We start from the raw sequence: 22,384 nt of genomic DNA, 5'->3' as shown, positions 1-22,384 counted from the left end.
TTCACACTTATAACGTTCTTTTAGAGGTTCAGAGTCATGGCAAAGGGTAAGTTCGAGCGCAATAAGCCGCACGTCAACGTCGGCACCATCGGTCACGTCGACCACGGCAAGACCACGCTCACCGCGGCGCTGACGAAGGTTGGCGCGGACCGCTTCGGTGGCGAGTTCAAGGGCTACGATGCGATCGATGCGGCGCCGGAAGAGAAGGCTCGTGGCATCACGATTTCGACCGCGCACGTCGAATATGAATCGGCCACCCGTCACTACGCCCACGTCGATTGCCCGGGCCACGCTGACTACGTCAAGAACATGATCACCGGTGCCGCCCAGATGGACGGCGCGATCCTGGTGTGTTCGGCGGCCGACGGCCCGATGCCGCAGACCCGCGAGCATATCCTGCTCTCGCGCCAGGTCGGCGTGCCGTACATCGTCGTGTTCCTGAACAAGGCCGACATGGTGGACGACGCCGAGCTCATGGAGCTTGTAGAAATGGAAGTCCGCGAACTGCTCTCGAAGTACGAGTTCCCGGGCGACGACACCCCGATCGTCAAGGGCTCGGCCCGTCTCGCCCTCGAAGGCGACCAGTCGGAGATTGGCGTGCCGGCGATCATCAGCCTGGTTGATGCGCTCGACACCTGGATCCCGACGCCGGAGCGTGACGTCGACAAGACCTTCCTGATGCCCGTCGAAGACGTGTTTTCGATCTCCGGTCGCGGCACCGTCGTAACCGGTCGTATCGAGCGTGGCGTCATCAAGGTTGGCGAAGAAATCGAAGTCGTCGGTCTGCGCGACACCCAGAAGTCCACCGTGACGGGCGTTGAGATGTTCCGCAAGCTTCTCGACCAGGGCCAGGCGGGTGACAACGCCGGTCTGCTGCTCCGCGGCCTGAAGCGCGACGACGTCGAGCGCGGCCAGGTGCTGGCCAAGCCCGGCACGATCAAGCCGCACACCCAGTTCGACGCTGAGGTGTATGTGCTGTCGAAGGACGAGGGCGGTCGTCACACCCCGTTCTTCAACAACTATCGTCCGCAGTTCTACTTCCGCACCACCGACGTGACCGGCGCCTGCAAGCTGCCGGAAGGCACCGAAATGGTGATGCCGGGTGACAACGTGAAGATGTCGGTCACGTTGCTGAAGCCGATCGCCATGGATGAGGGCCTGCGCTTCGCCATCCGCGAAGGTGGTCGCACCGTCGGCGCCGGCGTGGTGTCAAAGATCCTGGCGTAAGTCAGGCGGTTCCGCGAGGAACGAAGAGCGGGGGCGAAAGCCCCCGCTTTTTTTATGTCTGAGTGTGGCGGGGCTTCCTTTTTCCTCTCAGACCCTATATAGTCGACGGGCTATATACACCGGTCGCCTTTTGGGTGGCTGGATACCGCGAAATGAGGTGCATGGAATGCGCTTCGAGTTCGCAGGCAAGGAAGCCGGGTAGGGTGCATCGGGCGACAGGGCGTATACGCTCTGTTGACGCCGTATTTTGCGCGTCCTATACTTTTCTGTCTAAGCAGACCCTTGTTGTGGTCTGCTTGGCTTTTTCGGGTCGTTCCAGGCGGTTTTGTCCGCTGCGGGGCGGCCCGTTGCGGTACCCGTAAGTAGCACTGGGTTGTGCGGCGTGGCGAGAAGCCCCGCCGAATCACAAGAACGTTCTTTCGATAACAGGACACGGTTTTATGGCGAACCAAAAGATTCGCATCCGGCTCAAGGCGTTCGATCATCGTCTGATCGACCGTTCGGCCAGCGAAATCGTCGAGACGGCCAAGCGCACTGGCGCCACGGTCCTCGGCCCGATCCCGCTGCCGACCAAGATTGAGCGCTACACCATTCTGGTGTCGCCGCACGTCGACAAAGATGCCCGCGACCAGTACGAGACTCGTACCCACAAGCGCGTTCTGGACATCGTCGACCCCAACGACAAGACCGTGGACGCGCTCATGAAGCTCGATCTCGCGGCCGGCGTCGACGTCCAGATCAAGCTCGGCTGAGCGGACTAAAGGATACGAAGATGAGTATCGGACTGGTTGGCCGCAAGTGCGGCATGAGCCGGCTCTTCACCGAAGACGGCCGCTCGATTCCGGTGACGCTGATTGAAGCGACCCCGAATCGCGTGACGCAGGTGAAGACCGAAGAAAACGACGGCTACAGCGCCGTGCAGGTCACGACGGGCGCGAAGCGCGCCTCGCTCCTGACGGCTCCGCTGAAGGGCCATTACGCTAACGCCAAGGTTGAGCCGGGTCGCGGCCTGTGGGAATTCCGCGTCGCCGCGGAAGACGCGGGCAAGTACGCGATCGGCACCGAGATCAAGGCGGATGACGTCTTTACCGTCGGTCAGACGGTCGACGTCTCTGGCGTCTCGAAGGGTAAGGGCTTCCAGGGCACCATCAAGCGTCACCACTTCAAGATGGGCGACGCCACGCACGGTAACTCGCTGTCGCATCGCGCCCCGGGCTCGATCGGCCAGCGCCAGACGCCGGGTCGCGTGTTCCCTGGTAAGAAGATGTCGGGCCACATGGGTGCGGTCAACCGTACGCAGCAGGGCCTGGAAGTTGTCAAGGTCGACGCCGAGCGCCACCTGATCGCGGTCAAGGGCGCAGTCCCGGGCGCGCCGGGCGGTGACGTCGTGATTCGTCCGACGACCAAGGGTTGAGGAGAGACGCCATGGAACTCAATGTTATTGGCGCCCAGTCGCTCACCGTTTCCGACGATGTGTTCGGCGGCGAGTACAAGAAGGCCCTCGTGCATCAGGTCGTGACCGCCTACCAGGCGGGCGGCCGTGCCGGCACCAAGGCGCAGCTGTCGCGCGGTGAACTGTCCGGTACCACGAAGAAGTTCAAGAAGCAGAAGGGCGGCGGCGCCCGCCACGGTGACTACCGCGCCCCGATCTTCGTCGGCGGTGGTGTCACGTTCGCGGCCAAGCCGCGCAGCTTCGAGCAGAAGGTCAATCGCAAGGCTTACCGCGTTGCGATCCGTTCGATCATTGCCGAGCTGACCCGTCAGGGTCGTCTGAAGGTGGTCCCGGCCCTGTCGATCGACAAGCCCAGCACCAAGGGCATGATCGCCAAGCTCGCCGAACTCGAAGTCAAGGGTCGTGTCCTGCTGGTGTCGGAAGACTCCACCGAGGCGCTGTACCTGTCCGCCCGCAACATTCCGTACATCCACGTCGTCGACGTGCTGGCCCTGAATCCGGTCAGCCTGGTCGGTAGCGACTTCGTCGTCATGACGGTGGACGCGGTCAAGAAGGTCGAGGAGTGGCTCGCATGACCACCGAACGCACGCTCAACACGCTTCGCGCGCCGCACATCTCCGAGAAGTCGGCGCGCCTGGCTGAGAACAACCAGTACGTCTTCGTCGTGGCGCCCGAGGCGACCAAGGCCGACGTCCGCGCCGCGGTGGAAAACCTCTTCGACGTCAAGGTCGTGGATGTGAACCTCGTGAACACGAAGGGCAAGGTCAAGTCGTTCCGCTTCCGCCAGGGCAACCGCCAGGGCAAGCGCAAGGCTTACGTGCGCCTCGCCGACGGCCACACGATCGACGTGTCGGCCAAGGCCTGAGCCAGGAGTTGAATTGAGATGGCACTGATCACTCACAAGCCGACCTCCCCGGGTCGCCGCGACGCAGTCAGCGTGCGGACCGAGGGTCTGCACAAGGGCGCCCCGTACGCGCCCCTGACCGAATCGCAGGCGAAGACCGGCGGCCGCAACCATTTCGGTCGCATCACCACGCGTCATCGCGGCGGCGGTCACAAGCAGGCATATCGCATCATCGACTTCAAGCGCGACAAGGAAGGCATTGCCGCCGTTGTCGAGCGTCTTGAATACGACCCGAACCGCACTGCGCACATCGCGCTGCTGTGCTACGCCGACGGCGAGCGCCGCTACATCATCGCGCCCAAGGGCGTGGCGGTGGGCGATCGCCTGGTGTCCGGTTCCGACTCGCCGATCAAGGCCGGCAACTGCCTGCCGCTGCGGTCGATCCCGGTCGGTTCCACCGTGCATTGCATCGAGATGAAGCCGGGCAAGGGCGCCCAGCTGGCCCGTTCGGCCGGCGCGTCCGTCCAGCTCGTCGCTCGCGAGCAGGGCTACGCCACGCTGCGTCTTCGCTCCGGCGAAATGCGTCGCGTGCCGGTCGAATGCCGCGCCACCATCGGTGAAGTCGGCAATTCGGAGCACAGCCTCCGCAAGCTCGGCAAGGCCGGTGCGAAGCGTTGGAAGGGCATCCGTCCGACCGTCCGCGGCGTCGTCATGAACCCGGTCGACCATCCGCATGGCGGTGGTGAAGGCCGTACCTCCGGTGGCCGTCACCCGGTCAGCCCGTGGGGCACGCCGACCAAGGGTTACAAGACGCGCAACAACAAGCGCACCCAGCAGTTCATCGTGCGTCGTCGCAAGTAATAGGAAACGATCATGCCGCGCTCTCTAAAGAAAGGTCCGTTCGTTGACCTGCACCTCGTAAAGAAGGTGGAAGCCGCCGTTTCCGCCAACAACAAGCGTCCGATCAAGACCTGGTCGCGTCGCTCGATGATCCTGCCGGAGATGGTCGGTCTGACCATCGCCATCCACAACGGCCGCCAGCACGTGCCGGTGCTCATCAACGAGAACATGGTCGGGCATAAGCTCGGCGAGTTCGCGGTGACCCGCACCTACAAGGGCCATGCCGGCGATAAGAAGGGCAAGTGATGAGCACTGAAGCCAAAGCGATCCTGCGCAGCGCCCGCATCTCGGCGCAGAAGGCACGCCTGGTGGCCGACCTGGTCCGCGGCATGCCCGTGGGCCGGGCGAGCGACGTGCTTGCCTATACCAACAAGAAGGCCGCTCACCTCGTTCGCAAGGTGCTGCTCTCGGCCGTCGCCAACGCCGAGAACAACCTCGGCGCCGATGTCGACGAGCTGAAGGTCTCGCGCATCTTCGTCGACGAAGGTCCGGCGATGAAGCGTATGTACGCCCGCGCCAAAGGCCGCGGTTCGCGCATCCTGAAGCGCACCAGCCACATCACTGTGGTTGTGGGCAACTGACTGGGGTAAGACACGATGGGTCACAAAGTTCATCCCACCGGTATCCGCCTCGGCATTGCCAAGGACTGGAACTCGAAGTGGTACGCCAACAAGGGTGAGTACGCCCTGTATCTCGCTGCCGACCTCAAGGTCCGCGAGATGCTGCGCAAGAAGCTCGCCGCCGCCGGTATCTCGAAGATTCAGATCGAGCGTCCGGCCAAGACCGCCCGCGTGACGATCCACACCGCCCGTCCGGGCGTGGTGATCGGCAAGAAGGGTGAGGACATCGAGAAGCTCCGCAAGGAAGTCACCGACATGATGGGCGTGCCGACGCACATCAACGTCAGCGAAGTCCGCAAGCCGGAACTCGACGCCCAGCTCGTGGCCGAGTCGATCGCGCAGCAGCTCGAGCGTCGCATCATGTTCCGTCGCGCGATGAAGCGCTCGGTCGGTAACGCCATGCGCCTCGGCGCCCTCGGCATCAAGATCAACGTCTCCGGTCGTCTGAACGGCGCCGAGATCGCGCGCTCCGAGTGGGCTCGCGAAGGTCGCGTGCCGCTTCACACCCTCCGTGCCGACATCGACTACGGCACCGCCGAAGCCAAGACGCAGTACGGCATCATCGGCGTGAAGGTGTGGGTCTACAAGGGCGAGATCTTCGACCTCGCGGCCGCCACGGCCGAGTCGAAGGAAGAACAGCAGCCTCAGCAGTCGTCGCGTCGCGAGGGTGGTGACAACCGCCGCGATCGTGATCGCGCTGCGAAGTAAGGAGCCGGTGCCATGTTGCAACCGAAGCGTACCAAGTACCGCAAGATGTTTAAGGGCCGCAACGACGGTCTGGCGTTTAACTCGAACCTTGTCAGCTTTGGCGAGTATGGCCTCAAGGCCACGACGCACGGTCAGCTGACCGCGCGCCAGATCGAGGCCGCCCGCCGTTGCATCACGCGCTACGTCAAGCGTGGCGGCAAGCTCTGGATCCGCGTGTTCCCGGACAAGCCGATCACCCGCAAGCCCATCGAAGTCCGAATGGGTGCCGGTAAGGGTGGCGTCGAGTTCTGGGTCGCTCTGATCCAGCCGGGCCGCATGCTTTATGAAATCGAAGGTGTCGACGAAGCGACCGCGCGCGAGGCCATGCGTCTCGCGGCCGCCAAGCTCTCGGTCCAGACCCAGTTCGTGTCCAGGGCGGTGATGTAATGGCCATCAAAGAAATCAAAGAGAAGTCGGCGGAAGAGCTGAAGCAGCATCTGCTGGACCTTCGCAAGGAGCAGTTCAATCTGCGCATGCAGAAGGGCTCCGGTCAGCTCACTCAGCCGCACCAGCTGCGCCGCGTCCGGCGCGACATCGCCCGCACGAAGTTCGTGCTCGGCGGCAAGAAGTGAAGGTGGCTGATATGAGCGATAACCAGAAGGCGGCGCGTACCCTCGAGGGCCGCGTCATCAGCAACAAGATGACCAACACGGTCACGGTCCTGATCGAGCGCCAGGTGCAGCATCCGCTGCTCGGCAAGATCATCCGCCGTTCCACGAAGCTCCACGCGCACGATGAAACCGGCGCGAACGAGGGCGACGTGGTCCGCATCGCGGAATGCCGTCCGCTGTCGAAGACCAAGCATCACCGCGTGGTCGCCATCGTCACTCGCGCTGAAGTCTGAGGAGGGTGCAGCCATGATCCAGATGCAAAGCACGCTTTCCGCAGCGGACAACAGCGGAGCGAAGGAACTGATGTGCATCAAGGTGCTGGGCGGCTCCAAGCGTCGCTACGCCGGCATCGGCGATGTCATCAAGGTGACCGTCAAGGACGCCATTCCTCGCGGCAAGGTGAAGAAGGGTGAGGTGTACAACGCCGTGGTGGTTCGTACCGCCAAGGGTGTGCGCCGTACCGACGGTTCGCTGATCCGTTTCGACGGTAACGCGGCCGTGCTCCTCAACAACAAGCTCGAGCCGATCGGCACCCGTATCTTCGGGCCGGTTACCCGCGAGCTGCGCAGCGAGAAGTTCATGAAGATCGTCTCGCTCGCGCCCGAAGTGCTCTGAGCGGAGGCCAGACCATGAACCGTATCCGCAAGGGTGACCACGTCGTCGTGATCACCGGTAAAAACAAGGGTCAGCGCGGCGACGTGCTGCGTGTCGACGGCGACCGCGTGGTCGTGTCGAACGTCAACGTCGTCAAGCGTCACACCAAGCCGAATCCCCAGGCCAACCAGCCGGGTGGAATCGTCGAGCGTGAAGCCGCGATCCATATCTCCAACGTCCAGCTCTTCAACTCCGCCCAGAACAAGGGCGAGCGCGTGGCCACCAAGACGCTCGAGGACGGGCGCAAGGTGCGCGTGTTCGTCTCGGGCGAAGTGGTCGACGCGTAAGGAACCGAAGTCATGACCCGCCTTGAAACGTTTTACAAAGAGTCGGTAATGCAGAAGCTCACTGAGCGCTTCGGTTACCAGAACGTCATGCAGGTGCCGCGTATCACCAAGGTCACGCTCAACATGGGTGTGGGCGAGGCGGCCGGCAACAAGAAGATCCTCGACAATGCCGTGGCCGACATGGCCAAGATCGCCGGCCAGAAGCCGGTGACCACCAAGGCTCGCGTCTCGGTCGCGTCGTTCAAGATCCGCGACGGCTGGCCGATCGGCTGCAAGGTGACGCTGCGTCGCGCCCAGATGTGGGAATTCCTCGATCGCCTGATCAACATCTCGCTGCCGCGTACGCGCGACTTCCGTGGTGTGTCCGGTCGCGCCTTCGATGGCCGGGGTAACTACAACTTCGGCATCAAGGAACAGATCATCTTCCCCGAAATCGACTTCGACCAGGTCGACGCGCTGCGTGGTATGGATATCTCCATCACCACCACCGCCAAGACCGACGAAGAAGCCAAGGCGCTGCTGGAAGCCTTCAGCTTCCCGTTCCGCAACTGATCGGCAGAGAGAACACATGGCAAAGACCTCGATGATCGAGCGCGACCTCAAGCGCGCCAAGCTCGCCAAGAAGTACGCCGCCAAGCGCGCCGAACTGAAGGCGATCGTCCTGAGCGCCACCGCCTCGTACGACGAGAAGATGGATGCCCAGACCAAGCTGCAGAAGCTTCCGCGTGACGCGAGCCCGTCCCGCCAGCGTAATCGCTGCGCGTTGACCGGTCGCCCCCGCGGCGTGTACAGCAAGTTCGGTCTCGGCCGCAACAAGCTGCGCGAAGCCACCATGCGTGGCGACGTGCCGGGCCTGCGCAAGGCCAGCTGGTAAAACGCCCGCTGTCTTGCCCGCCAGGGCGGGACAGCGTCACCTGGACATCCCTTGTCCGGGTGGACACAGCCTGATATGATCGTCGGTCTGCGCAATGCAGACCGACGACTTGTCGGCTTTACAATTTGAAGATCTCCGGTCATTCGGATATCGGTGCACACTCAAGGGTTTTTTTATGAGCATGACTGATCCCATCGCCGATCTGTTTACGCGCATCCGCAACGCCCAGGCCACGGGTAAAGCGGTTGTCCGTATTCCGTCGTCGAAGATGAAGCTGGCACTTGCCAAGCTTCTCCAGAACGAAGGCTACATTCTCGACGCCCGCGTCGCCGACGAAGACGGCAAGCCGGTTCTCGAAATCAAGCTGAAGTATTTCGAAGGCCGTCCGGCTATCGAATCCATCGCCCGTGTCAGCCGTTCCGGTCTCCGCGTCTATCGTGGCAAGGACGAGCTGCCGAAGGTCCTCGGCGGCCTGGGTATCTCGATCATCTCCACCTCCGCCGGTCTGCTGACCGACGCACAGGCCCGTTCGAAGGGTCTGGGTGGCGAAGTCATCGGCCAGGTGGCGTAAGGAGTCCCGACATGTCACGTGTAGCCAAGAAGCCCATCACCCTCCCGAAGGGTGTCGAAATCGCGGTCGCCAACGGCACCGTTTCCGTCAAGGGTCCGAAGGGCACCCTGACCACCCACGAACTGCCGGGCGTTTCGTTCGCGCAGGACAACGGCGTGGCCACCATCGTCCTCGCCGAGGGCGCTGACGACAAGTTCGGCGGCACCGCCCGCGCGATCGTCGCCAACATGGTGCATGGCGTGTCCAACGGCTTCGAGAAGAAGCTCGAGCTGGTCGGCGTGGGTTACCGCGCGCAGATGCAGGGCAAGGCGATCAACCTGTCGCTCGGTTTCTCGCACCCGGTCGTCTTCGAAGCGCCGGAAGGCATCACCATCGAAACCCCGACGCAGACGGAAATCCTCATCAAGGGTTCCGACAAGCAGCTCGTGGGCCAGGTGGCTGCGAAGATCCGCGCGTTCCGTTCGCCGGAGCCCTACAAGGGCAAGGGCGTCCGTTATGCCGGCGAGACGATCATCCTGAAGGAAGCCAAGAAGGCCTAATCGGCCTATCCGCTTCCTGGAGACGAGACGATGAACAAGAACGAATCCCGCCTGCGCCGCGCCAAGTCGACCCGCGCCCACATCCGTGAGCTTGGAGTCCACCGCCTGAGCGTGCATCGCACCGGTCAGCATCTGTACGCCCAGGTCTTCGCGCCGAACGGCACGGTCGTGGCGTCCGCCTCGACCGTGCAGAAGTCGGTCGCCGAAGGCCTCAAGAGCAAGAAGAACGTCGAAGCCGCCGGCACGGTCGGCCGCATTGTCGCCGAGCGCGCCAAGGCCGCCGGTGTCGAGTCCGTCGCGTTCGACCGCTCGGGTTTTCGTTACCACGGTCGCATCAAGGCGCTTGCCGAAGCGGCGCGTGAGGCCGGCCTCAAGTTCTAAGAGGCGTCAGGCCACGACACCGGTCCCATGGGGCCGGTGTCGCCCGATGTACCTACAACTCCAAGCGGCGACCAAGCCGTAAACAGAAGTCCCGGAGTATCCGGGCTATCAGGAATAAGAGATGTCCTCGACAGATCGCGAAAATTCGGACGGCATGCTTGAAAAGCTGATCGCCGTCAACCGCGTGGCCAAGACCGTCAAGGGTGGCCGCCAGATGAGCTTCACCGCGCTGACCGTGGTCGGCGACGGCGAGGGTCGCGTCGGTTTTGGTTATGGCAAGGCCCGTGAAGTGCCGGTCGCCATTTCCAAGGCCATGGAGCGCGCCCGTCGCAACATGGTCAACATCGAACTGAACAATGGCACGCTGTGGTACGCCGTCAAGGCCAACCATGGCGCGGCCCGCGTCTTCATGCAGCCCGCTTCCGAGGGTACCGGCGTCATCGCCGGCGGTGCCATGCGCGCCGTGCTCGAAGTGGTTGGCGTGAAGAACGTTCTCGCGAAGGCCGTCGGCTCGCGCAACCCGATCAACCTCGTCCGCGCGACGATCAAGGGTCTGCAGGCCGTCGCCTCGCCGAAGCGCATTGCCGCCAAGCGTGGCAAGACCATCGAAGAGGTGTTGGGCAATGGCTAAGAACAACGAAAGCGCCGGCACCGTCCGCGTGCGCCTGGTCAAGGGCCTGCGCGGCGTGCAGGGCCGTCATCGTCTGAGCGTGAAGGCCCTTGGCCTCAACAAGCTCAACGACGTGCGTGAACTGAAGGATTCCCCGCAGGTCCGTGGCCTCATCAACACGGTCTACTACCTGGTTCGGGTCGAGGAGTAAGCAATCATGCGTCTTAACGACATCAAGCCCGGCAAGGGCGCCCGCAAGACCCGCACCCGCGTGGCGCGTGGTATCGGCTCCGGCCTTGGCAAGACCGCCGGTCGCGGCCACAAGGGTCAGCACGCTCGCGCCGGCAACACGCACCGCGTCGGTTTCGAAGGCGGCCAGATGCCCTTGCAGCGTCGTCTTCCCAAGGTGGGCTTCCGCTCGCTGAAGAAGGCTGACACCGAGCAGGTCATGCTCTATCAGCTCGCCTCGGTCCAGGCCGAGACCATCGACCTGATCGCCCTCCACGCCGCCGGCCTCGTCTCGAGCCGCGCCAAGAAGGTGAAGGTCGTGCTCAAGGGCGAAATCAATCGCGCCATCAAGCTGCAGGGTGTGCTCGCGACGGCCGGTGCCAAGGCCGCCATCGAGGCAGCCGGCGGCAGCGTGGAGTAATCACGTGGCTGGAGCGCAGGGCAATAAGCTCGGCTCGCTGGGCAAACTGACGGAACTGCGTCAGCGCATCCTGTTCCTCATCGGTGCGCTGATCGTCTTCCGCCTTGGCTCGTTCATTCCCGTTCCGGGCGTGAACCCCGAGGCGATGACGAGCCTGGTCGAGGGCGGCGGCGGCCTGCTGAACATGGTCAACATGTTCTCGGGTGGTTCGCTGTCCCGCTTCTCGGTGTTCGCCCTGGGCGTCGTGCCGTACATTTCGGCGTCGATCGTGGTCCAGATGATGGGCTCGGTGGTGCCGTCGCTGATGGCGCTGCGCAAGGAAGGTGAGTCGGGTCGTCGCAAGATGACCATGTACACGCGCTTCGGCACCGTGGGGTTGGCGGCTTTCCAGGCGTTCGGCATCGCCGTGGCGCTGCAGAAGCAGGTCGCCGCAGGCGGCAATCCGGTGGTTTACATGCCGGGTGCCGGCTTTGTCATGGCGTCGGTGGTGGGCCTCACGGCTGGCACGATGTTCCTGATGTGGCTGGGTGAGCAGATCACCGAACGCGGTATCGGCAACGGCATCTCGATGCTGATCTTCGCCGGCATCGTCGCCGGCCTGCCCGCCGCCATCGCCCACACGCTGACCATGGCCAACAACGGTGAGCTGTCGGTGCTCAAGCTGCTGATGGTCACGGTGGTGATCCTCGCGGTGACGGCGTTCGTGGTGTTCATGGAGCGCGCCCAGCGGCGTATCACCGTGAACTACGCGAAGCAGGGTGGCCAGCGCCAGTTCCAGCAGCGCCAGGTGTCTCACCTGCCGTTGAAGATCAACATGGCGGGCGTCATTCCGCCGATCTTCGCGACCAGCCTCCTGCTTTTCCCTGCGACCGCCGCCACCTGGTTCGGTTCCGCCAATCAGTCGCGCTGGCTGCAGTGGCTGACCACGGCGCTGAGCCCGGGTGAGCCGATCCACGACATCGTGTTCGCGGTGCTGGTCATCGGGTTCGCGTTCTTCTATACGGCGATCGTGTTCAACTCGCAGGAAACGGCCGATAACCTCAAGCGTTCGGGGGCGTTGATTCCGGGTATTCGTCCGGGTCGCTCCACGGCGGACTACATCGATGGCGTCATGACCCGCCTGACGGGTGTGGGCGCGATTTACATCGTGCTGGTCTGCCTGGTGCCCACGTTCATGCAGAACGCCTGGCACGTCCCGTTCTATTTCGGCGGCACTTCGCTGCTGATCGTGGTGGTGGTGGTGATGGATTTCATCGCCCAGGTTCAGGCCCATCTCATGAGCCACCAGTACGAGAGTCTGCTCAAGAAGTCCAATCTCCGTCGCGGCTGAGACGGAGATCCCAAGTAGGGCAAGCCTTGGCGCCCCGCGCCGCAGGACTTCCCGTTTAGGTTAATTCAGGTTAAAATTGCGCGTTTACCGCGCACGAAGCACATCGGAGACAGTACATCATGGCGCGCATCGCGGGTGTCAATTTGCCGGTCCAGAAGCATGTCTGGGTTGGCCTGCAGAGCATTTACGGAATCGGCCGTTCGCGGGCGAAGAAGGTCTGTGTGGACGCTGGCGTGGTTCCCACCACCCAGATCAAGTCCCTCAGCGAAGGCGAGGTCGAGAAGATCCGCGCCGAGATTGCCAAGTACACGGTCGAGGGCGATCTTCGCCGTGAGATCGGTATGGCCGTCAAGCGTTTGATGGATCTCGGTTGCTACCGTGGCCTGCGCCACCGTCGCGGCCTGCCGGTGCGCGGCCAGCGCACGCGTACCAACGCCCGTACCCGCAAGGGTCCGCGTCGTCCGATCAAGAAGTAACGGATACCGAATATGGCTAAGCCGGTTAAGACCAAGAAGAAGATCAAGCGTGTTGTCACGGATGCCGTGGCCCACGTGCAGGCTTCTTTCAACAACACCATCGTCACGATCACCGACCGCCAGGGCAACGCCCTGTCGTGGGCGACGGCGGGTGGCGCGGGCTTCCGCGGTTCCCGTAAGTCGACGCCGTTCGCCGCTCAGGTGGCCGCCGAAAAGGCCGGTCGCGCTGCGGGCGACTACGGTGTGAAGACCGTGGAAGTTCGCATCAAGGGCCCTGGCCCGGGCCGCGAGTCGGCGGTGCGTTCCCTGAATGCGTTGGGCTACAAAGTGCTCAACATTATCGACGTCACGCCGATTCCGCATAACGGCTGCCGTCCCCCCAAGAAGCGTCGCGTCTAAGGAGCATAACCATGGCCCGTTATCGTGGAGCTACCTGCAAGCTGGCGCGTCGTGAAGGTGCCGACCTCGGTCTGAAGAGCCCGGCTCGCGCGCTTGATTCCAAGTGCAAGCTCGAAAACAAGCCCGGTCAGCATGGCGCCAACAAGCGCGCCCGCCTGTCCGACTACGCCGTCCAGCTGCGTGAGAAGCAGAAGGTCAAGCGTATCTACGGCGTACTCGAGCGTCAGTTCAGCAACTACTACACCAAGGCTTCGACCCAGAAGGGCAACACGGGTGAAAACCTGCTGCGCCTGCTGGAAAGCCGTCTCGACAATGTCGTCTATCGCATGGGTTTCGCGGTCACCCGCGCCCAGGCCCGTCAGCTCGTGGCTCACAAGTCCGTGACGGTGAACGGCAAGAAGGTCAACGTCCCTTCGTACCACGTCCGTCCGGGCGACGAAGTGTCCCTGACCGAAAAGGCTCGTACCCAGCTGCGCGTTCAGGAAGCTGCGACGATCTATGACACGATGGACCTGCGTCCGTCGTGGGTTGAAGTCGACAGCAAGAAGTTCGCGGGCACGTTTAAGGCCGTTCCGGATCGTGGCGATCTGCCGGCCGACATCAACGAAGCCCTGATCGTCGAGCTTTACTCGAAGTAATCCACCGGAGCCTTGCATGGCAGTATCGTCTACTAGTGTGCTGCGGCCTCGTGGCCTCAGCGTCGAGCAGCTTGGAGCGAACCGCGCGAAGGTGGTGGTCGAGCCGCTCGAGCGTGGCTTCGGTCACACCCTGGGCAACGCGCTGCGTCGCGTGCTGCTCTCTTCGATTCCGGGTAGCGCGATCGTCGAAGTCGAAATCGACGGCGTGCTGCACGAATACACCACCCTCGAAGGTTTGCAGGAAGACGTCATTGAAGTCCTGCTCAACCTCAAGGACGTTGCCATTCGCCAGCACAGCGGTGACGAAGTCACCCTGACGCTGTCGAAGAAGGGCAAGGGCGTGGTTACCGCCGGCGACATCGCGGTCGACCACTCCGTCGAAATCGTCAATCCCGAGCATGTGATTTGCCACCTCACCAAGGATGTGGCCCTTAACATGCGCCTGAAGGTTCGTCGCGGCGTCGGCTACCAGCCGGCCAGCGCGCGCCAGCATCCGGATGACGAGACGCGTCCGATCGGTCGTCTCCAGCTCGACGCGTCGTTCGCGCCGGTGCTGCGCGTGGCTTACGAAGTGGACGCCGCTCGTGTCGAGCAGCGCACCAACCTCGACAAGCTCGTGCTCGACATCGAGACGAACGGTACGATCGGTGCGGAAGACGCCGTCCGTAAGGCGGCTGAGATCATCAACGATCAGCTGTCGGTATTCGGTGATTTTTCGCGTCGCGAGAGCGATTCGACCAAGGCGGAGAAGGGCGGTTTCGATCCGCTTCTGCTCCGTCCGATCGACGACCTCGAACTCACCGTTCGTTCGGCCAACTGCCTCAAGGCAGAGAGCATTTACTACATCGGCGATCTGGTTCAGAAGACCGAAGTGGAACTGCTCAAGACGCCGAACCTCGGCAAGAAGTCGCTGACGGAAATCAAGGATGTGCTGGGTGGGCGTGGTCTCGCCCTCGGCATGAAGCTCGAGAACTGGCCGCCGCCGGGCTTGTCCCACGGTATGCAGCTCGGCTGATAGCACTCGGGGCGATCGATCATCGATCGCCCCGATCCTTTGCAAGGCCGGCGGATGCCTCGGCATTTCCGTCGGATCGTTCGAGCGGTCCACAGAGACCGTGCTCTTATAACGGGGCGTTCTGACAGCCTCGAAAAGCGGGTAACCGCGGGAAGTCGGCTCATCCTGACCGGCTTTTCATAACAACAGACAAGAGAGAGTCATCACCATGCGCCACCAGAAATCCGGTCGCAAGCTCAACCGTACGAGCAGCCACCGCGAAGCCATGTTCAAGAACATGGCGTCGTCGCTGATCAAGCACGAGCTTATCCGCACCACCCTGCCCAAGGCCAAGGAACTCCGCCGCGTCGCCGAGCCGCTCATCACGCTTGCCAAGACCGACGGTGTCGCCAATCGCCGCCTCGCGTTCTCGCGTCTGCGCGACAAGCAGGCCGTGGGCAAGCTGTTCGTCGAGCTGGGCCCCCGCTACCGCGAGCGTCCCGGCGGCTACCTGCGCATCCTTAAGTGCGGCTTCCGTCCGGGCGACAACGCCCCGATGGCTTATGTCGAGCTCGTGGATCGTCCGCAGGGCGAAGCCGTCGACGCCGAGTAAGCGTCAGCCGGTTCAGCGAGATCCGACCCCGGCAGGGCGACCTGCCGGGGTTTTTCGTTTTCAGCGCTTCCTATCGGGAGGTTCGGAAGATTTTCCTTGCAACTCATAGACATGGTTGCAGAGGAAACTTCAACGTCGCTCTGGCAAGTCCTTGCACAAAGCGTTAACGTGGATGTCCCGCATCGCAACAAGCGCTCCATGAACCCTCGCACCTGGTCGTTCCGTACCCGCTATGCCGCTGGCTTCGTCGTCTGCGCGGCGCTGATGGGTTTCGCGCTCTACGCGCAATACGTCATGTATCTCGATCCGTGCCCGCTGTGCATCTTCCAGCGCATCGCCGTGTGCTTCATGGGTGTGTTCTTCCTCGTGGGCGCCTTGCATAGTCCTCGCACGCGGGCCCCGCGCGTGGTCTACGCGAGCCTGGTCGGTCTGGGCGGCCTGTGGGGTATCGCCACGGCGGGTCGCCACCTGTGGTTGCAGAGTCTGCCGGCCGATCAGGTGCCCGCATGCGGCCCGGGTCTCGGCTACCTGTTCGATGCCTTCCCATTTATGAAAATGCTCAAGCTCGCGTTCACGGGCTCGGGCGAATGCGCCAAGATCGAACCGATCCTCGGCCTCCCCATGCCGGGCTGGACCCTCCTGTGGTTCGTCGTCCTCATCGTCTGGGCCTTCGTGGCCGTCCGTCGTTCCGTTCGTTGATTTCCCGCGCCCCCGGGGCGCTCTTACGCAGGCACCGCCGTCATGAAGCACAACCTCAAAACCGTGGCATCCCCGTCCTCCGACTGGACGCCGGATACCTGGCGATCGAGGACCGCGCTGCAGCAGCCGACGTACGAGGATGCCGGTGAACTCGACAGTGCCCTGGCGCAGCTCGGCGCGTTGCCGCCGCTGGTCACGTCGTGGGAAATCCTGAAGCTCAAGCAGGCCATCGCCGAGGCTCAGCTGGGTGAGCGATTCGTCTTGCAGGGCGGCGATTGCGCCGAGAGCTTCGCCGACTGCACCAGCCCGATCATCTCCAATCGTCTCAAGGTGCTGTTGCAGATGAGCCTCGTGCTCGTCCACGGGCTGAAGAAGCCCGTGTTGCGCGTGGGCCGCTTCGCCGGCCAGTACGCCAAGCCGCGCTCGGCCGACACCGAGACGCGCGACGGCGTTACCCTGCCGGCGTTTCGCGGCGACCTGGTCAACAGTCCCGAATTCACGCCCGCGGCCCGTCGCGCGGATCCCAGCCGCCTGATCAAGGCCCATGCGCGTTCGGCGATGACGATGAACTTCGTCCGTGCGCTGATCGACGGTGGCTTCGCGGACCTGCATCATCCCGAGTACTGGGACCTGGCCTGGGTGGATCACTCGCCCCTGGCGGCGGAATACAAGCGCATGGTCGCGAGCATCGGCGACTCCTTGCGCTTCATGGAAACCCTGGGTGGCGAGTCGATTTCCTACTCGCGCGTCGACTTCTACACCTCTCACGAAGCCCTGTTGCTGCACTACGAAGAAGCGCTCACCCGCCAGGTGCCGCGCCAGGACGGCTGGTTCAACCTGTCCACGCATTTCCCGTGGATCGGCATGCGGACGGCCGCGCTCGATGGCGCGCATACGGAGTACTTCCGTGGCATCCGGAATCCGATCGCCGTGAAGGTCGGTCCCACCGTCGAGCCCGACGACCTGATCCGCCTGATCGACGTGCTGAATCCGGACGAAGAACCCGGGCGTCTCACGTTGATCCACCGCATGGGCAACGACAAGATCGCCACGCGCCTGCGCCCGCTGCTCGAGGCCGTCAAGCGTGAAGGCCGCCGCGTTCTCTGGGTGGCCGATCCGATGCACGGCAACACCGAAAGCACCAGCAACGGTTACAAGACACGCCGCTTCACCAACGTCGCGGGCGAACTCGATCAGGCGTTCGATATCCATGCGGCCGTCGGCACCCGACTCGGTGGCGTCCACCTCGAGCTTACGGGCGAGAACGTCACCGAGTGCCTCGGTGGCGCGCGAGGCCTCGTGGAACAGGACCTCGACCGCGCCTACAAATCGATGGTCGACCCTCGCCTGAACTACGAGCAGTCGCTTGAGCTGGCCATGTTGATCACGCGAAAGTCCGCGGGCATGCGCTGACGTTATCCCTCACAGGCCTGGCCGGCACCGTTGATCGCCACGCGACGGTCAACGGTGTCGGCGGCGTGCTACGCGTGGCGCGCCAACGCCCAGGCCACGTGTTCACGTACCAGTGCCGACGGGTGATCCGCACGGGCGCGCAGCGCGTCGACGACGTCGCCCGAGGTCGGGGCGTTACCCAGGCCCACGGCGAGGTTGCGCAGCCACCCCTCGTAGCCGGTCCGCCGGATAGCCATGCCTTCGGTGCGGGCGAGGAATTCCGCTTCGCTCCAGCCAAACAGCTCCACGAGCTTAGGGCCATCGAGGCTGTGCCGCGGCGCGAAGTCGGGCTCGGTGGCATCCTGCGCGAATTTGTTCCACGGGCAGATCAACTGACAGTCATCGCAGCCGAACACCCGGTTGCCCATCGGCGCGCGCAGCGGTTCGGGAATACTGCCGCGCAGTTCGATGGTGAGATACGAAATGCATTTGCGTGCGTCGAGCCGATAGGGAGCCACGATCGCCTGGGTCGGGCAGATGTCGATACAGCGTCTACAGCTGCCGCAATGGGCCGAGGCGGGTTCGTCGACGGGTAAGGGCAGGTCGGTGTACAGCTCGCCGAGGAAAAAATACGATCCGGCGCGCTTGTTGATCACCACCGTATGCTTGCCGATCCATCCGAGCCCCGCGTTGCGAGCCAGCGCCTTCTCCAGCACGGGCGCCGAGTCGACATAGGCCCGGTAGGCGAAATCGCCGATGCGCTCGGTGATCTTCATAGCAAGCTTCTGCAGCCGATGACGCATCACCTTGTGGTAATCGCGGCCGAGCGCATAGCGAGCGATGTAGGCTTTGTCGCCGTCGTGGATCACGTCCCAGGCATTGGCGGTGCCGGGTGGGATGTAATCCATGCGCACCGATACCACGCGCAGGGTGCCGGGCTCGAGTTCAGCCGGGCGGCTGCGCCGCGTGCCGTGGCGCGCCATGTAATCCATCTCGCCATGGTGACCGTCAGCCAGCCACCGTTCCAGATAGGCTTCGTCATGCCCCAGGTCGGTGCCCGCGATGCCGGCGTCGGCAAAGCCCAGTTCGAGCGCCCAGCGCTTGATGTCGTGGGCGAGGGCGGCGTAGTCGATGTCGGCGGAGGCGGGCATGCGTCCATTTTACCGGTGACTTCTATAATCGGCCGATGACTGCCCCTTCGATCGACATCGCTCTCTTCACGTCCGACCAGGCCAGGGCCATCGACCGTCGCGCCACGGACGAGGCCGGCATGCCCGGTTACGAGTTGATGAACCGCGCTGCCGCATCGGCGTTCGCCATGCTGCGACGCCGTTGGCCGGCGGCGCGCCGCCTGCGCGTGGTGTGCGGCACGGGCAACAACGGCGGCGACGGTTACCTCGTGGCGCGGGATGCGCGGGCGTCGGGATGCGAGGTAGTGCTTTTCGCGCTCGGTGAGCCTCGCCCGGGCAGCGATGCCGAACGCGCCCGCCGCGACTTCGAAAAAGCCGGCGGCGTGGTCCATCCGTGGGGGCCGCCGACGGAGCCCGCCGACGTGATCGTCGACGCGATCTATGGCACCGGGCTCAACCGCGCCCCCGAAGGCGTGGCGAAGGCCGCCATCGAGGCCATGGGCACCGAAGGCGCGCCGATTCTCGCCCTCGACGTCCCCTCGGGCGTGTCCGCCGACACGGGCGCCTGCCCTGGCGTCGCGGTGCGCGCGGAGGCGACGGCGTGTTTCATCGTCCACAAGCGGGGGTTGCATACCCACCAGGGCGAGCGCGCCGGTGCGATCGAGCTGTTCGACCTGGGCGTTCCCGCGTCGCTGCGAGGGACGCCCGACGCCCACCTGCTGCAGCCGGCGACACTCCCGCCGCGCCCGCGCGACGCCCACAAGGGCACCAACGGCCATGTGCTGGTGATCGGCGGCGACCACGGGACCGGCGGCGCCGCGCGTATGGCGGCGGAAGCGGCGGCGCGCACGGGGGCCGGCCTGGTCAGCGTCGCGACGCGCGAGGAAAACGTGCTGGCGATGAACGCCGCGCGGCCCGAGCTCATGGCACGGGGTGTCGACGGGCCGCAGACCCTCGCGCCCCTGCTCGACAAGGCCTCGGTGCTGGCTCTCGGACCGGGACTGGGGCAGGCCGCGTGGGGGCATGCGCTGTGGACGACCGCGCTCGACGCCAACCTGCCGACGGTGCTCGACGCCGATGGACTCAACCTGTTGCATGCGGAACCCCGCGATCTCCCCGGGCGGCTCGTGATCACGCCGCATCCGGGGGAAGCCGGTCGCCTGCTCGATCGATCAACGGCCGACGTGCAGGACGATCGCTTCGCCGCCGCGCGCGAACTGGCTCGCCGCTTCCGTGCCACGGTGGTCCTCAAGGGCAACGGCAGCCTCGTCGCGACGCCCCAGGGTGCGGTTTTCGTCTGCCCGTGGGGTAACCCGGGCATGGCCAGCGGCGGCATGGGCGATACGCTCACTGGCATCATCGCGGGTCTGCTCGCCCAAGGCTGCGATGCCACGGAGGCCGCGTGCCTTGGCGTGGGACTTCATGCCCGGGCGGCCGACGTCGCCGCGAGAGCGGGGGAGCGGGGCCTGCTCGCGGGCGACCTGCTCGAACCGCTGCGTCGCCTGCTCAACGGTCGGGAGGACTGAACGATGGAGAGGATCCTTACGGGTGAAGCGGAGACGATCGACTTCGGCCGACGACTCGCTGCCGTGGTGCCAGGTGGCCTTGTCATCTACCTGCACGGTGATCTCGGTGCCGGCAAGACCACCTTCGCACGCGCGTTTCTGCAGGCGCTGGGCGTGGGGGAGCGGGTGAAGAGCCCCACCTACAGCCTCGTCGAGGGCTACGAGATCGGCACGCGCCGGGCATTTCACCTTGATCTCTACCGCATCGCCGATCCCGGCGAACTGGAATGGCTGGGATTGGATAGCCTTGCCGAACCGGGGGCGGTGGTGCTGGTGGAATGGCCCGAGCGTGGACAGGGTGCGTTGCCGCCGGTGGATCTGGACATCTACTTCCGGCACGACGCCCTGTCACGGGGCGTGCGGCTTGACGCCCGTTCGCCGTTGGGGCACCGGGTACTCGCCGCGCTCTAGCCGGCGAACCCCTGGCGTGGGGTCGTCTGTCGTCGTTTGGCGTACATTCCTGTACGAACGTTGACGAAGTGTATGCAGGTCGTGGATTATCAAGGGAAAAAATCTTGCAATCCGCTGACGCATACAGTTCAATCGGCCCGTATGAGGGGAATCACTAGCAAACTCGGCCTTCTCGCTTGCGTGACCGCCGTCGCGACGTGGGCGCCTGCCCCCGTCAGGGCGGCGGACGTGAAGGCGGCACGCGTCTGGGCGGGCCCGGAGTACACCCGTGTGGTGTTCGATCTGTCCGGCCCGGCCACCTACAAACTGTCCCAGGGCGACGTGCCCGGCACGGTGGTGCTCGACATCGCGGGAAGCGCCGTGGCCGGTGATTTCGCCGCGCCCGGGGCGCAGGGGCTGTTCAAGTCGCTGTCCGCGGGCAAGGAGGGCAACGCCGCGCGCCTGACCGCCCGCGTCGACGCCAGCGCCAAGCCGAAGAGTTTCCTGCTGAAGCCGGCAGGCGATTACGGTTACCGCCTCGTGCTCGATCTGTACCCCGGCGGCCAGAGCGACCCCGGCGACAACGCGCCCCATGACGAGACGCCGACCGTCGCCGCGGCACCCGATCCGGCGCCCGAGCCCGTCACGCGGTCGCGTGGGAAGACATCGTCCCGCGGCAAGCCTTTGCCGCCGGCACTGACCGGCGAGCGCAAGGTGATCGTGGCAATCGACGCCGGCCACGGCGGTGAAGATCCCGGTGCGCGTGGCGCCACCGGACTGCGCGAGAAGGACGTCACCCTCCAGGTGGCGCGCGAATTGGCCGACCAGATCAACGCGCAGCCGGGCATGCAGGCGTTCCTCACCCGTACGGGTGACTACTTCATTCCGCTGAAACGCCGCTACGAGATCGCCCGCGAACACAACGCGGACATGTTCGTTTCGATCCACGCCGATGCGTTCAAGAACAGTGACGCGAAGGGCTCGTCGGTGTGGGTGTTGTCCCCGCGCGGCAAGACCTCCGAAGCCGCGCGCTGGCTGGCCGACCGCGAGAACCGCGCCGACCTCGTGGGCGGCGTCTCGCTCGACGACAAGGACGATTCGCTGGCGGCGGTGCTCCTCGACCTGCAGCAGGGCTACGCCATGCAGGCCAGCGAATCGATCGCCGGCAACGTTCTCAAGGCGCTGGGACGCCTGGGGCCGACCCATCGCGGATATGTCGAGCGCGCCAACTTCGTGGTGCTGCGTTCGCCCGACGTGCCGTCGATCCTGGTCGAAACCGCTTTCATCACCAACCCCAGCGAAGAAACCCGCCTGCGTAACCCTGAGCATCGCCGTGAGCTGGCGATCGCGGTCCTGGGTGGCGTGCGCAATTACTTCGAATCCATGCCGCCGCCGGGCACCTGGTTCGCGGCGCAGGCCGCTCGCCGTAACGGCACGGCCGTGGCGAGCGTCACGGCGTCCGCGCCCGCGGCACCGGTGGCCGCGGATGCCGGCGCCGTCGCTTCCGATGCGGTGAAGGCGGCGACGAAGAAGACGGTCGCCCGCGCCGATACGGTGGCGAAAGCCGGCGCGCCGGCGCGCAAGGGACGTGCCGACGCGGATGTCCGCGACCTCCACCGGGTGAGCCGGGGCGAGACGCTCACGGGCATCGCCCAGCAATACGGCGTCTCGGTGGGCGCGTTGAAGATGGCCAACAAGATGACGGACAACAACGTCCGCATCGGCGCCGTCATGGTCATCCCGTCGAGCTGAACCCGGCGTCCGATAGCGTCGGGAAGCGGCCCACGGGCC

34 protein-coding genes are annotated in these 22,384 nt (G+C 64.4%); 33 read left to right on the top strand and 1 reads right to left on the bottom strand.

Translation table 11 applies throughout. The annotated features are described in order from the left end of the window. Positions 1 to 36: 36 nt before the first annotated feature. From tuf to PI246_RS08085, 30 genes are all read left to right on the top strand, one after another. The gene (gene tuf, locus PI246_RS08230; protein WP_320550787.1) at positions 37 to 1,227 is read left to right on the top strand and encodes an elongation factor Tu; all 1,191 of its coding nucleotides are present in this window, start codon (positions 37 to 39) and stop codon (positions 1,225 to 1,227) included. Between the two features lie 440 nt (positions 1,228 to 1,667). Continuing rightward, positions 1,668 to 1,979: a 30S ribosomal protein S10 gene (gene rpsJ, locus PI246_RS08225; RefSeq protein WP_014402136.1), complete on the top strand. Its 312-nt coding sequence runs from the start codon at positions 1,668 to 1,670 to the stop codon at positions 1,977 to 1,979. 20 nt (positions 1,980 to 1,999) lie between these two features. Continuing rightward, positions 2,000 to 2,641 carry a 50S ribosomal protein L3 gene (gene rplC / locus PI246_RS08220; RefSeq protein ID WP_320550786.1) on the top strand — a complete coding sequence of 214 codons (642 nt, stop codon included), beginning with the start codon at positions 2,000 to 2,002 and terminating at the stop codon, positions 2,639 to 2,641. An 11-nt stretch (positions 2,642 to 2,652) separates the two neighbouring features. Next, positions 2,653 to 3,255, top strand: a complete 603-nt coding sequence (rplD, locus tag PI246_RS08215) for a 50S ribosomal protein L4 (RefSeq protein ID WP_144916957.1) — start codon at positions 2,653 to 2,655, stop codon at positions 3,253 to 3,255. After that, a complete protein-coding gene (gene rplW, locus PI246_RS08210; protein WP_320550785.1) occupies positions 3,252 to 3,545 on the top strand; it encodes a 50S ribosomal protein L23 in 294 nt (97 codons plus the stop codon). Before rplD ends, rplW begins: the two co-directional genes overlap by 4 nt. Before the next feature lie 18 nt (positions 3,546 to 3,563). Then, positions 3,564 to 4,385, top strand: a complete 822-nt coding sequence (gene rplB / locus PI246_RS08205; RefSeq protein ID WP_320550784.1) for a 50S ribosomal protein L2 — start codon at positions 3,564 to 3,566, stop codon at positions 4,383 to 4,385. Between the two features lie 12 nt (positions 4,386 to 4,397). Continuing rightward, positions 4,398 to 4,670, top strand: coding sequence for a 30S ribosomal protein S19 (gene rpsS, locus PI246_RS08200; protein WP_029213892.1), 273 nt, complete (start codon positions 4,398 to 4,400; stop codon positions 4,668 to 4,670). Next, positions 4,670 to 5,005 carry a 50S ribosomal protein L22 gene (rplV, locus tag PI246_RS08195; RefSeq protein WP_144916960.1) on the top strand — a complete coding sequence of 112 codons (336 nt, stop codon included), beginning with the start codon at positions 4,670 to 4,672 and terminating at the stop codon, positions 5,003 to 5,005. The genes rpsS and rplV overlap by 1 nt, the downstream gene beginning before the upstream one ends. A 15-nt stretch (positions 5,006 to 5,020) precedes the next feature. Beyond that, the gene (gene rpsC / locus PI246_RS08190) at positions 5,021 to 5,752 is read left to right on the top strand and encodes a 30S ribosomal protein S3 (RefSeq protein ID WP_320550783.1); all 732 of its coding nucleotides are present in this window, start codon (positions 5,021 to 5,023) and stop codon (positions 5,750 to 5,752) included. A 12-nt stretch (positions 5,753 to 5,764) separates the two neighbouring features. Then, positions 5,765 to 6,178 (top strand): 50S ribosomal protein L16, encoded by a 414-nt coding sequence (gene rplP / locus PI246_RS08185; RefSeq protein WP_144916962.1) that lies wholly within the window; start codon positions 5,765 to 5,767, stop codon positions 6,176 to 6,178. Then, positions 6,178 to 6,363 carry a 50S ribosomal protein L29 gene (gene rpmC / locus PI246_RS08180; RefSeq protein ID WP_320550782.1) on the top strand — a complete coding sequence of 62 codons (186 nt, stop codon included), beginning with the start codon at positions 6,178 to 6,180 and terminating at the stop codon, positions 6,361 to 6,363. Before rplP ends, rpmC begins: the two co-directional genes overlap by 1 nt. An 11-nt stretch (positions 6,364 to 6,374) precedes the next feature. Then, complete coding sequence (gene rpsQ, locus PI246_RS08175) at positions 6,375 to 6,635, top strand: 30S ribosomal protein S17 (protein ID WP_144916964.1); 261 nt, start codon at positions 6,375 to 6,377, stop codon at positions 6,633 to 6,635. Between the two features lie 13 nt (positions 6,636 to 6,648). Continuing rightward, positions 6,649 to 7,017 (top strand): 50S ribosomal protein L14, encoded by a 369-nt coding sequence (gene rplN / locus PI246_RS08170; RefSeq protein WP_144916965.1) that lies wholly within the window; start codon positions 6,649 to 6,651, stop codon positions 7,015 to 7,017. A 14-nt stretch (positions 7,018 to 7,031) separates the two neighbouring features. Continuing rightward, entirely contained in the window at positions 7,032 to 7,343 is a 312-nt protein-coding gene (gene rplX / locus PI246_RS08165) for a 50S ribosomal protein L24 (protein ID WP_320550781.1), read from the top strand. A 12-nt stretch (positions 7,344 to 7,355) separates the two neighbouring features. Next, positions 7,356 to 7,895 carry a 50S ribosomal protein L5 gene (gene rplE / locus PI246_RS08160; protein WP_320550780.1) on the top strand — a complete coding sequence of 180 codons (540 nt, stop codon included), beginning with the start codon at positions 7,356 to 7,358 and terminating at the stop codon, positions 7,893 to 7,895. A gap of 16 nt (positions 7,896 to 7,911) precedes the next feature. Further along, positions 7,912 to 8,217: a 30S ribosomal protein S14 gene (gene rpsN / locus PI246_RS08155; protein ID WP_144916968.1), complete on the top strand. Its 306-nt coding sequence runs from the start codon at positions 7,912 to 7,914 to the stop codon at positions 8,215 to 8,217. A gap of 175 nt (positions 8,218 to 8,392) precedes the next feature. After that, positions 8,393 to 8,788, top strand: coding sequence for a 30S ribosomal protein S8 (gene rpsH / locus PI246_RS08150; RefSeq protein WP_320551214.1), 396 nt, complete (start codon positions 8,393 to 8,395; stop codon positions 8,786 to 8,788). 11 nt (positions 8,789 to 8,799) lie between these two features. Then, entirely contained in the window at positions 8,800 to 9,327 is a 528-nt protein-coding gene (rplF, locus tag PI246_RS08145) for a 50S ribosomal protein L6 (RefSeq protein ID WP_320550779.1), read from the top strand. A gap of 30 nt (positions 9,328 to 9,357) precedes the next feature. After that, entirely contained in the window at positions 9,358 to 9,708 is a 351-nt protein-coding gene (gene rplR, locus PI246_RS08140) for a 50S ribosomal protein L18 (RefSeq protein ID WP_144916970.1), read from the top strand. A gap of 121 nt (positions 9,709 to 9,829) precedes the next feature. Next, the gene (rpsE, locus tag PI246_RS08135; protein WP_144916971.1) at positions 9,830 to 10,339 is read left to right on the top strand and encodes a 30S ribosomal protein S5; all 510 of its coding nucleotides are present in this window, start codon (positions 9,830 to 9,832) and stop codon (positions 10,337 to 10,339) included. After that, positions 10,332 to 10,529: a 50S ribosomal protein L30 gene (gene rpmD, locus PI246_RS08130; RefSeq protein ID WP_320550778.1), complete on the top strand. Its 198-nt coding sequence runs from the start codon at positions 10,332 to 10,334 to the stop codon at positions 10,527 to 10,529. The genes rpsE and rpmD overlap by 8 nt, the downstream gene beginning before the upstream one ends. Before the next feature lie 6 nt (positions 10,530 to 10,535). Further along, the gene (gene rplO / locus PI246_RS08125) at positions 10,536 to 10,967 is read left to right on the top strand and encodes a 50S ribosomal protein L15 (protein ID WP_320550777.1); all 432 of its coding nucleotides are present in this window, start codon (positions 10,536 to 10,538) and stop codon (positions 10,965 to 10,967) included. Between the two features lie 4 nt (positions 10,968 to 10,971). Continuing rightward, positions 10,972 to 12,297: a preprotein translocase subunit SecY gene (secY, locus tag PI246_RS08120; RefSeq protein ID WP_320550776.1), complete on the top strand. Its 1,326-nt coding sequence runs from the start codon at positions 10,972 to 10,974 to the stop codon at positions 12,295 to 12,297. A gap of 119 nt (positions 12,298 to 12,416) precedes the next feature. Beyond that, positions 12,417 to 12,773 (top strand): 30S ribosomal protein S13, encoded by a 357-nt coding sequence (rpsM, locus tag PI246_RS08115; protein ID WP_144916975.1) that lies wholly within the window; start codon positions 12,417 to 12,419, stop codon positions 12,771 to 12,773. A gap of 12 nt (positions 12,774 to 12,785) precedes the next feature. Further along, positions 12,786 to 13,172, top strand: a complete 387-nt coding sequence (gene rpsK, locus PI246_RS08110) for a 30S ribosomal protein S11 (RefSeq protein WP_007513384.1) — start codon at positions 12,786 to 12,788, stop codon at positions 13,170 to 13,172. Between the two features lie 11 nt (positions 13,173 to 13,183). Then, on the top strand, positions 13,184 to 13,810 hold the full coding sequence (rpsD, locus tag PI246_RS08105; protein ID WP_029213873.1) for a 30S ribosomal protein S4: 627 nt from the start codon (positions 13,184 to 13,186) through the stop codon (positions 13,808 to 13,810). A 16-nt stretch (positions 13,811 to 13,826) separates the two neighbouring features. Further along, positions 13,827 to 14,825, top strand: coding sequence for a DNA-directed RNA polymerase subunit alpha (locus PI246_RS08100; RefSeq protein ID WP_046967234.1), 999 nt, complete (start codon positions 13,827 to 13,829; stop codon positions 14,823 to 14,825). A 208-nt stretch (positions 14,826 to 15,033) separates the two neighbouring features. Further along, positions 15,034 to 15,417, top strand: a complete 384-nt coding sequence (rplQ, locus tag PI246_RS08095) for a 50S ribosomal protein L17 (protein ID WP_320550775.1) — start codon at positions 15,034 to 15,036, stop codon at positions 15,415 to 15,417. 198 nt (positions 15,418 to 15,615) lie between these two features. Continuing rightward, positions 15,616 to 16,116, top strand: a complete 501-nt coding sequence (locus PI246_RS08090; RefSeq protein WP_320550774.1) for a disulfide bond formation protein B — start codon at positions 15,616 to 15,618, stop codon at positions 16,114 to 16,116. Between the two features lie 42 nt (positions 16,117 to 16,158). After that, on the top strand, positions 16,159 to 17,529 hold the full coding sequence (locus PI246_RS08085) for a class II 3-deoxy-7-phosphoheptulonate synthase (RefSeq protein WP_320550773.1): 1,371 nt from the start codon (positions 16,159 to 16,161) through the stop codon (positions 17,527 to 17,529). A 68-nt stretch (positions 17,530 to 17,597) separates the two neighbouring features. On the opposite strand, the gene queG is transcribed toward PI246_RS08085, so the two are convergent. Beyond that, complete coding sequence (gene queG, locus PI246_RS08080) at positions 17,598 to 18,659, bottom strand: tRNA epoxyqueuosine(34) reductase QueG (protein ID WP_320550772.1); 1,062 nt, start codon at positions 18,657 to 18,659, stop codon at positions 17,598 to 17,600. Positions 18,660 to 18,694: 35 nt separating this feature from the next. Between queG and PI246_RS08075 the strand changes: the two genes are divergently transcribed. The 3 genes from PI246_RS08075 to PI246_RS08065 all read left to right on the top strand — a co-directional run bounded on the left by PI246_RS08075 (position 18,695) and on the right by PI246_RS08065 (position 22,345). Next, positions 18,695 to 20,164 carry an NAD(P)H-hydrate dehydratase gene (locus tag PI246_RS08075; RefSeq protein ID WP_320550771.1) on the top strand — a complete coding sequence of 490 codons (1,470 nt, stop codon included), beginning with the start codon at positions 18,695 to 18,697 and terminating at the stop codon, positions 20,162 to 20,164. 3 nt (positions 20,165 to 20,167) lie between these two features. Then, positions 20,168 to 20,614 carry a tRNA (adenosine(37)-N6)-threonylcarbamoyltransferase complex ATPase subunit type 1 TsaE gene (gene tsaE / locus PI246_RS08070; protein ID WP_320550770.1) on the top strand — a complete coding sequence of 149 codons (447 nt, stop codon included), beginning with the start codon at positions 20,168 to 20,170 and terminating at the stop codon, positions 20,612 to 20,614. Between the two features lie 141 nt (positions 20,615 to 20,755). Then, entirely contained in the window at positions 20,756 to 22,345 is a 1,590-nt protein-coding gene (locus tag PI246_RS08065; protein ID WP_320550769.1) for an N-acetylmuramoyl-L-alanine amidase, read from the top strand. Positions 22,346 to 22,384: the final 39 nt, after the last annotated feature.

The sequence above is a fragment of the Luteibacter sahnii genome (assembly GCF_034063545.1).
Taxonomy (GTDB): Bacteria; Pseudomonadota; Gammaproteobacteria; order Xanthomonadales; family Rhodanobacteraceae; genus Luteibacter; species Luteibacter sahnii.
Note: the sequence above shows the minus strand (reverse complement) of the source record. Positions and strands in the feature narration are given on the sequence as shown.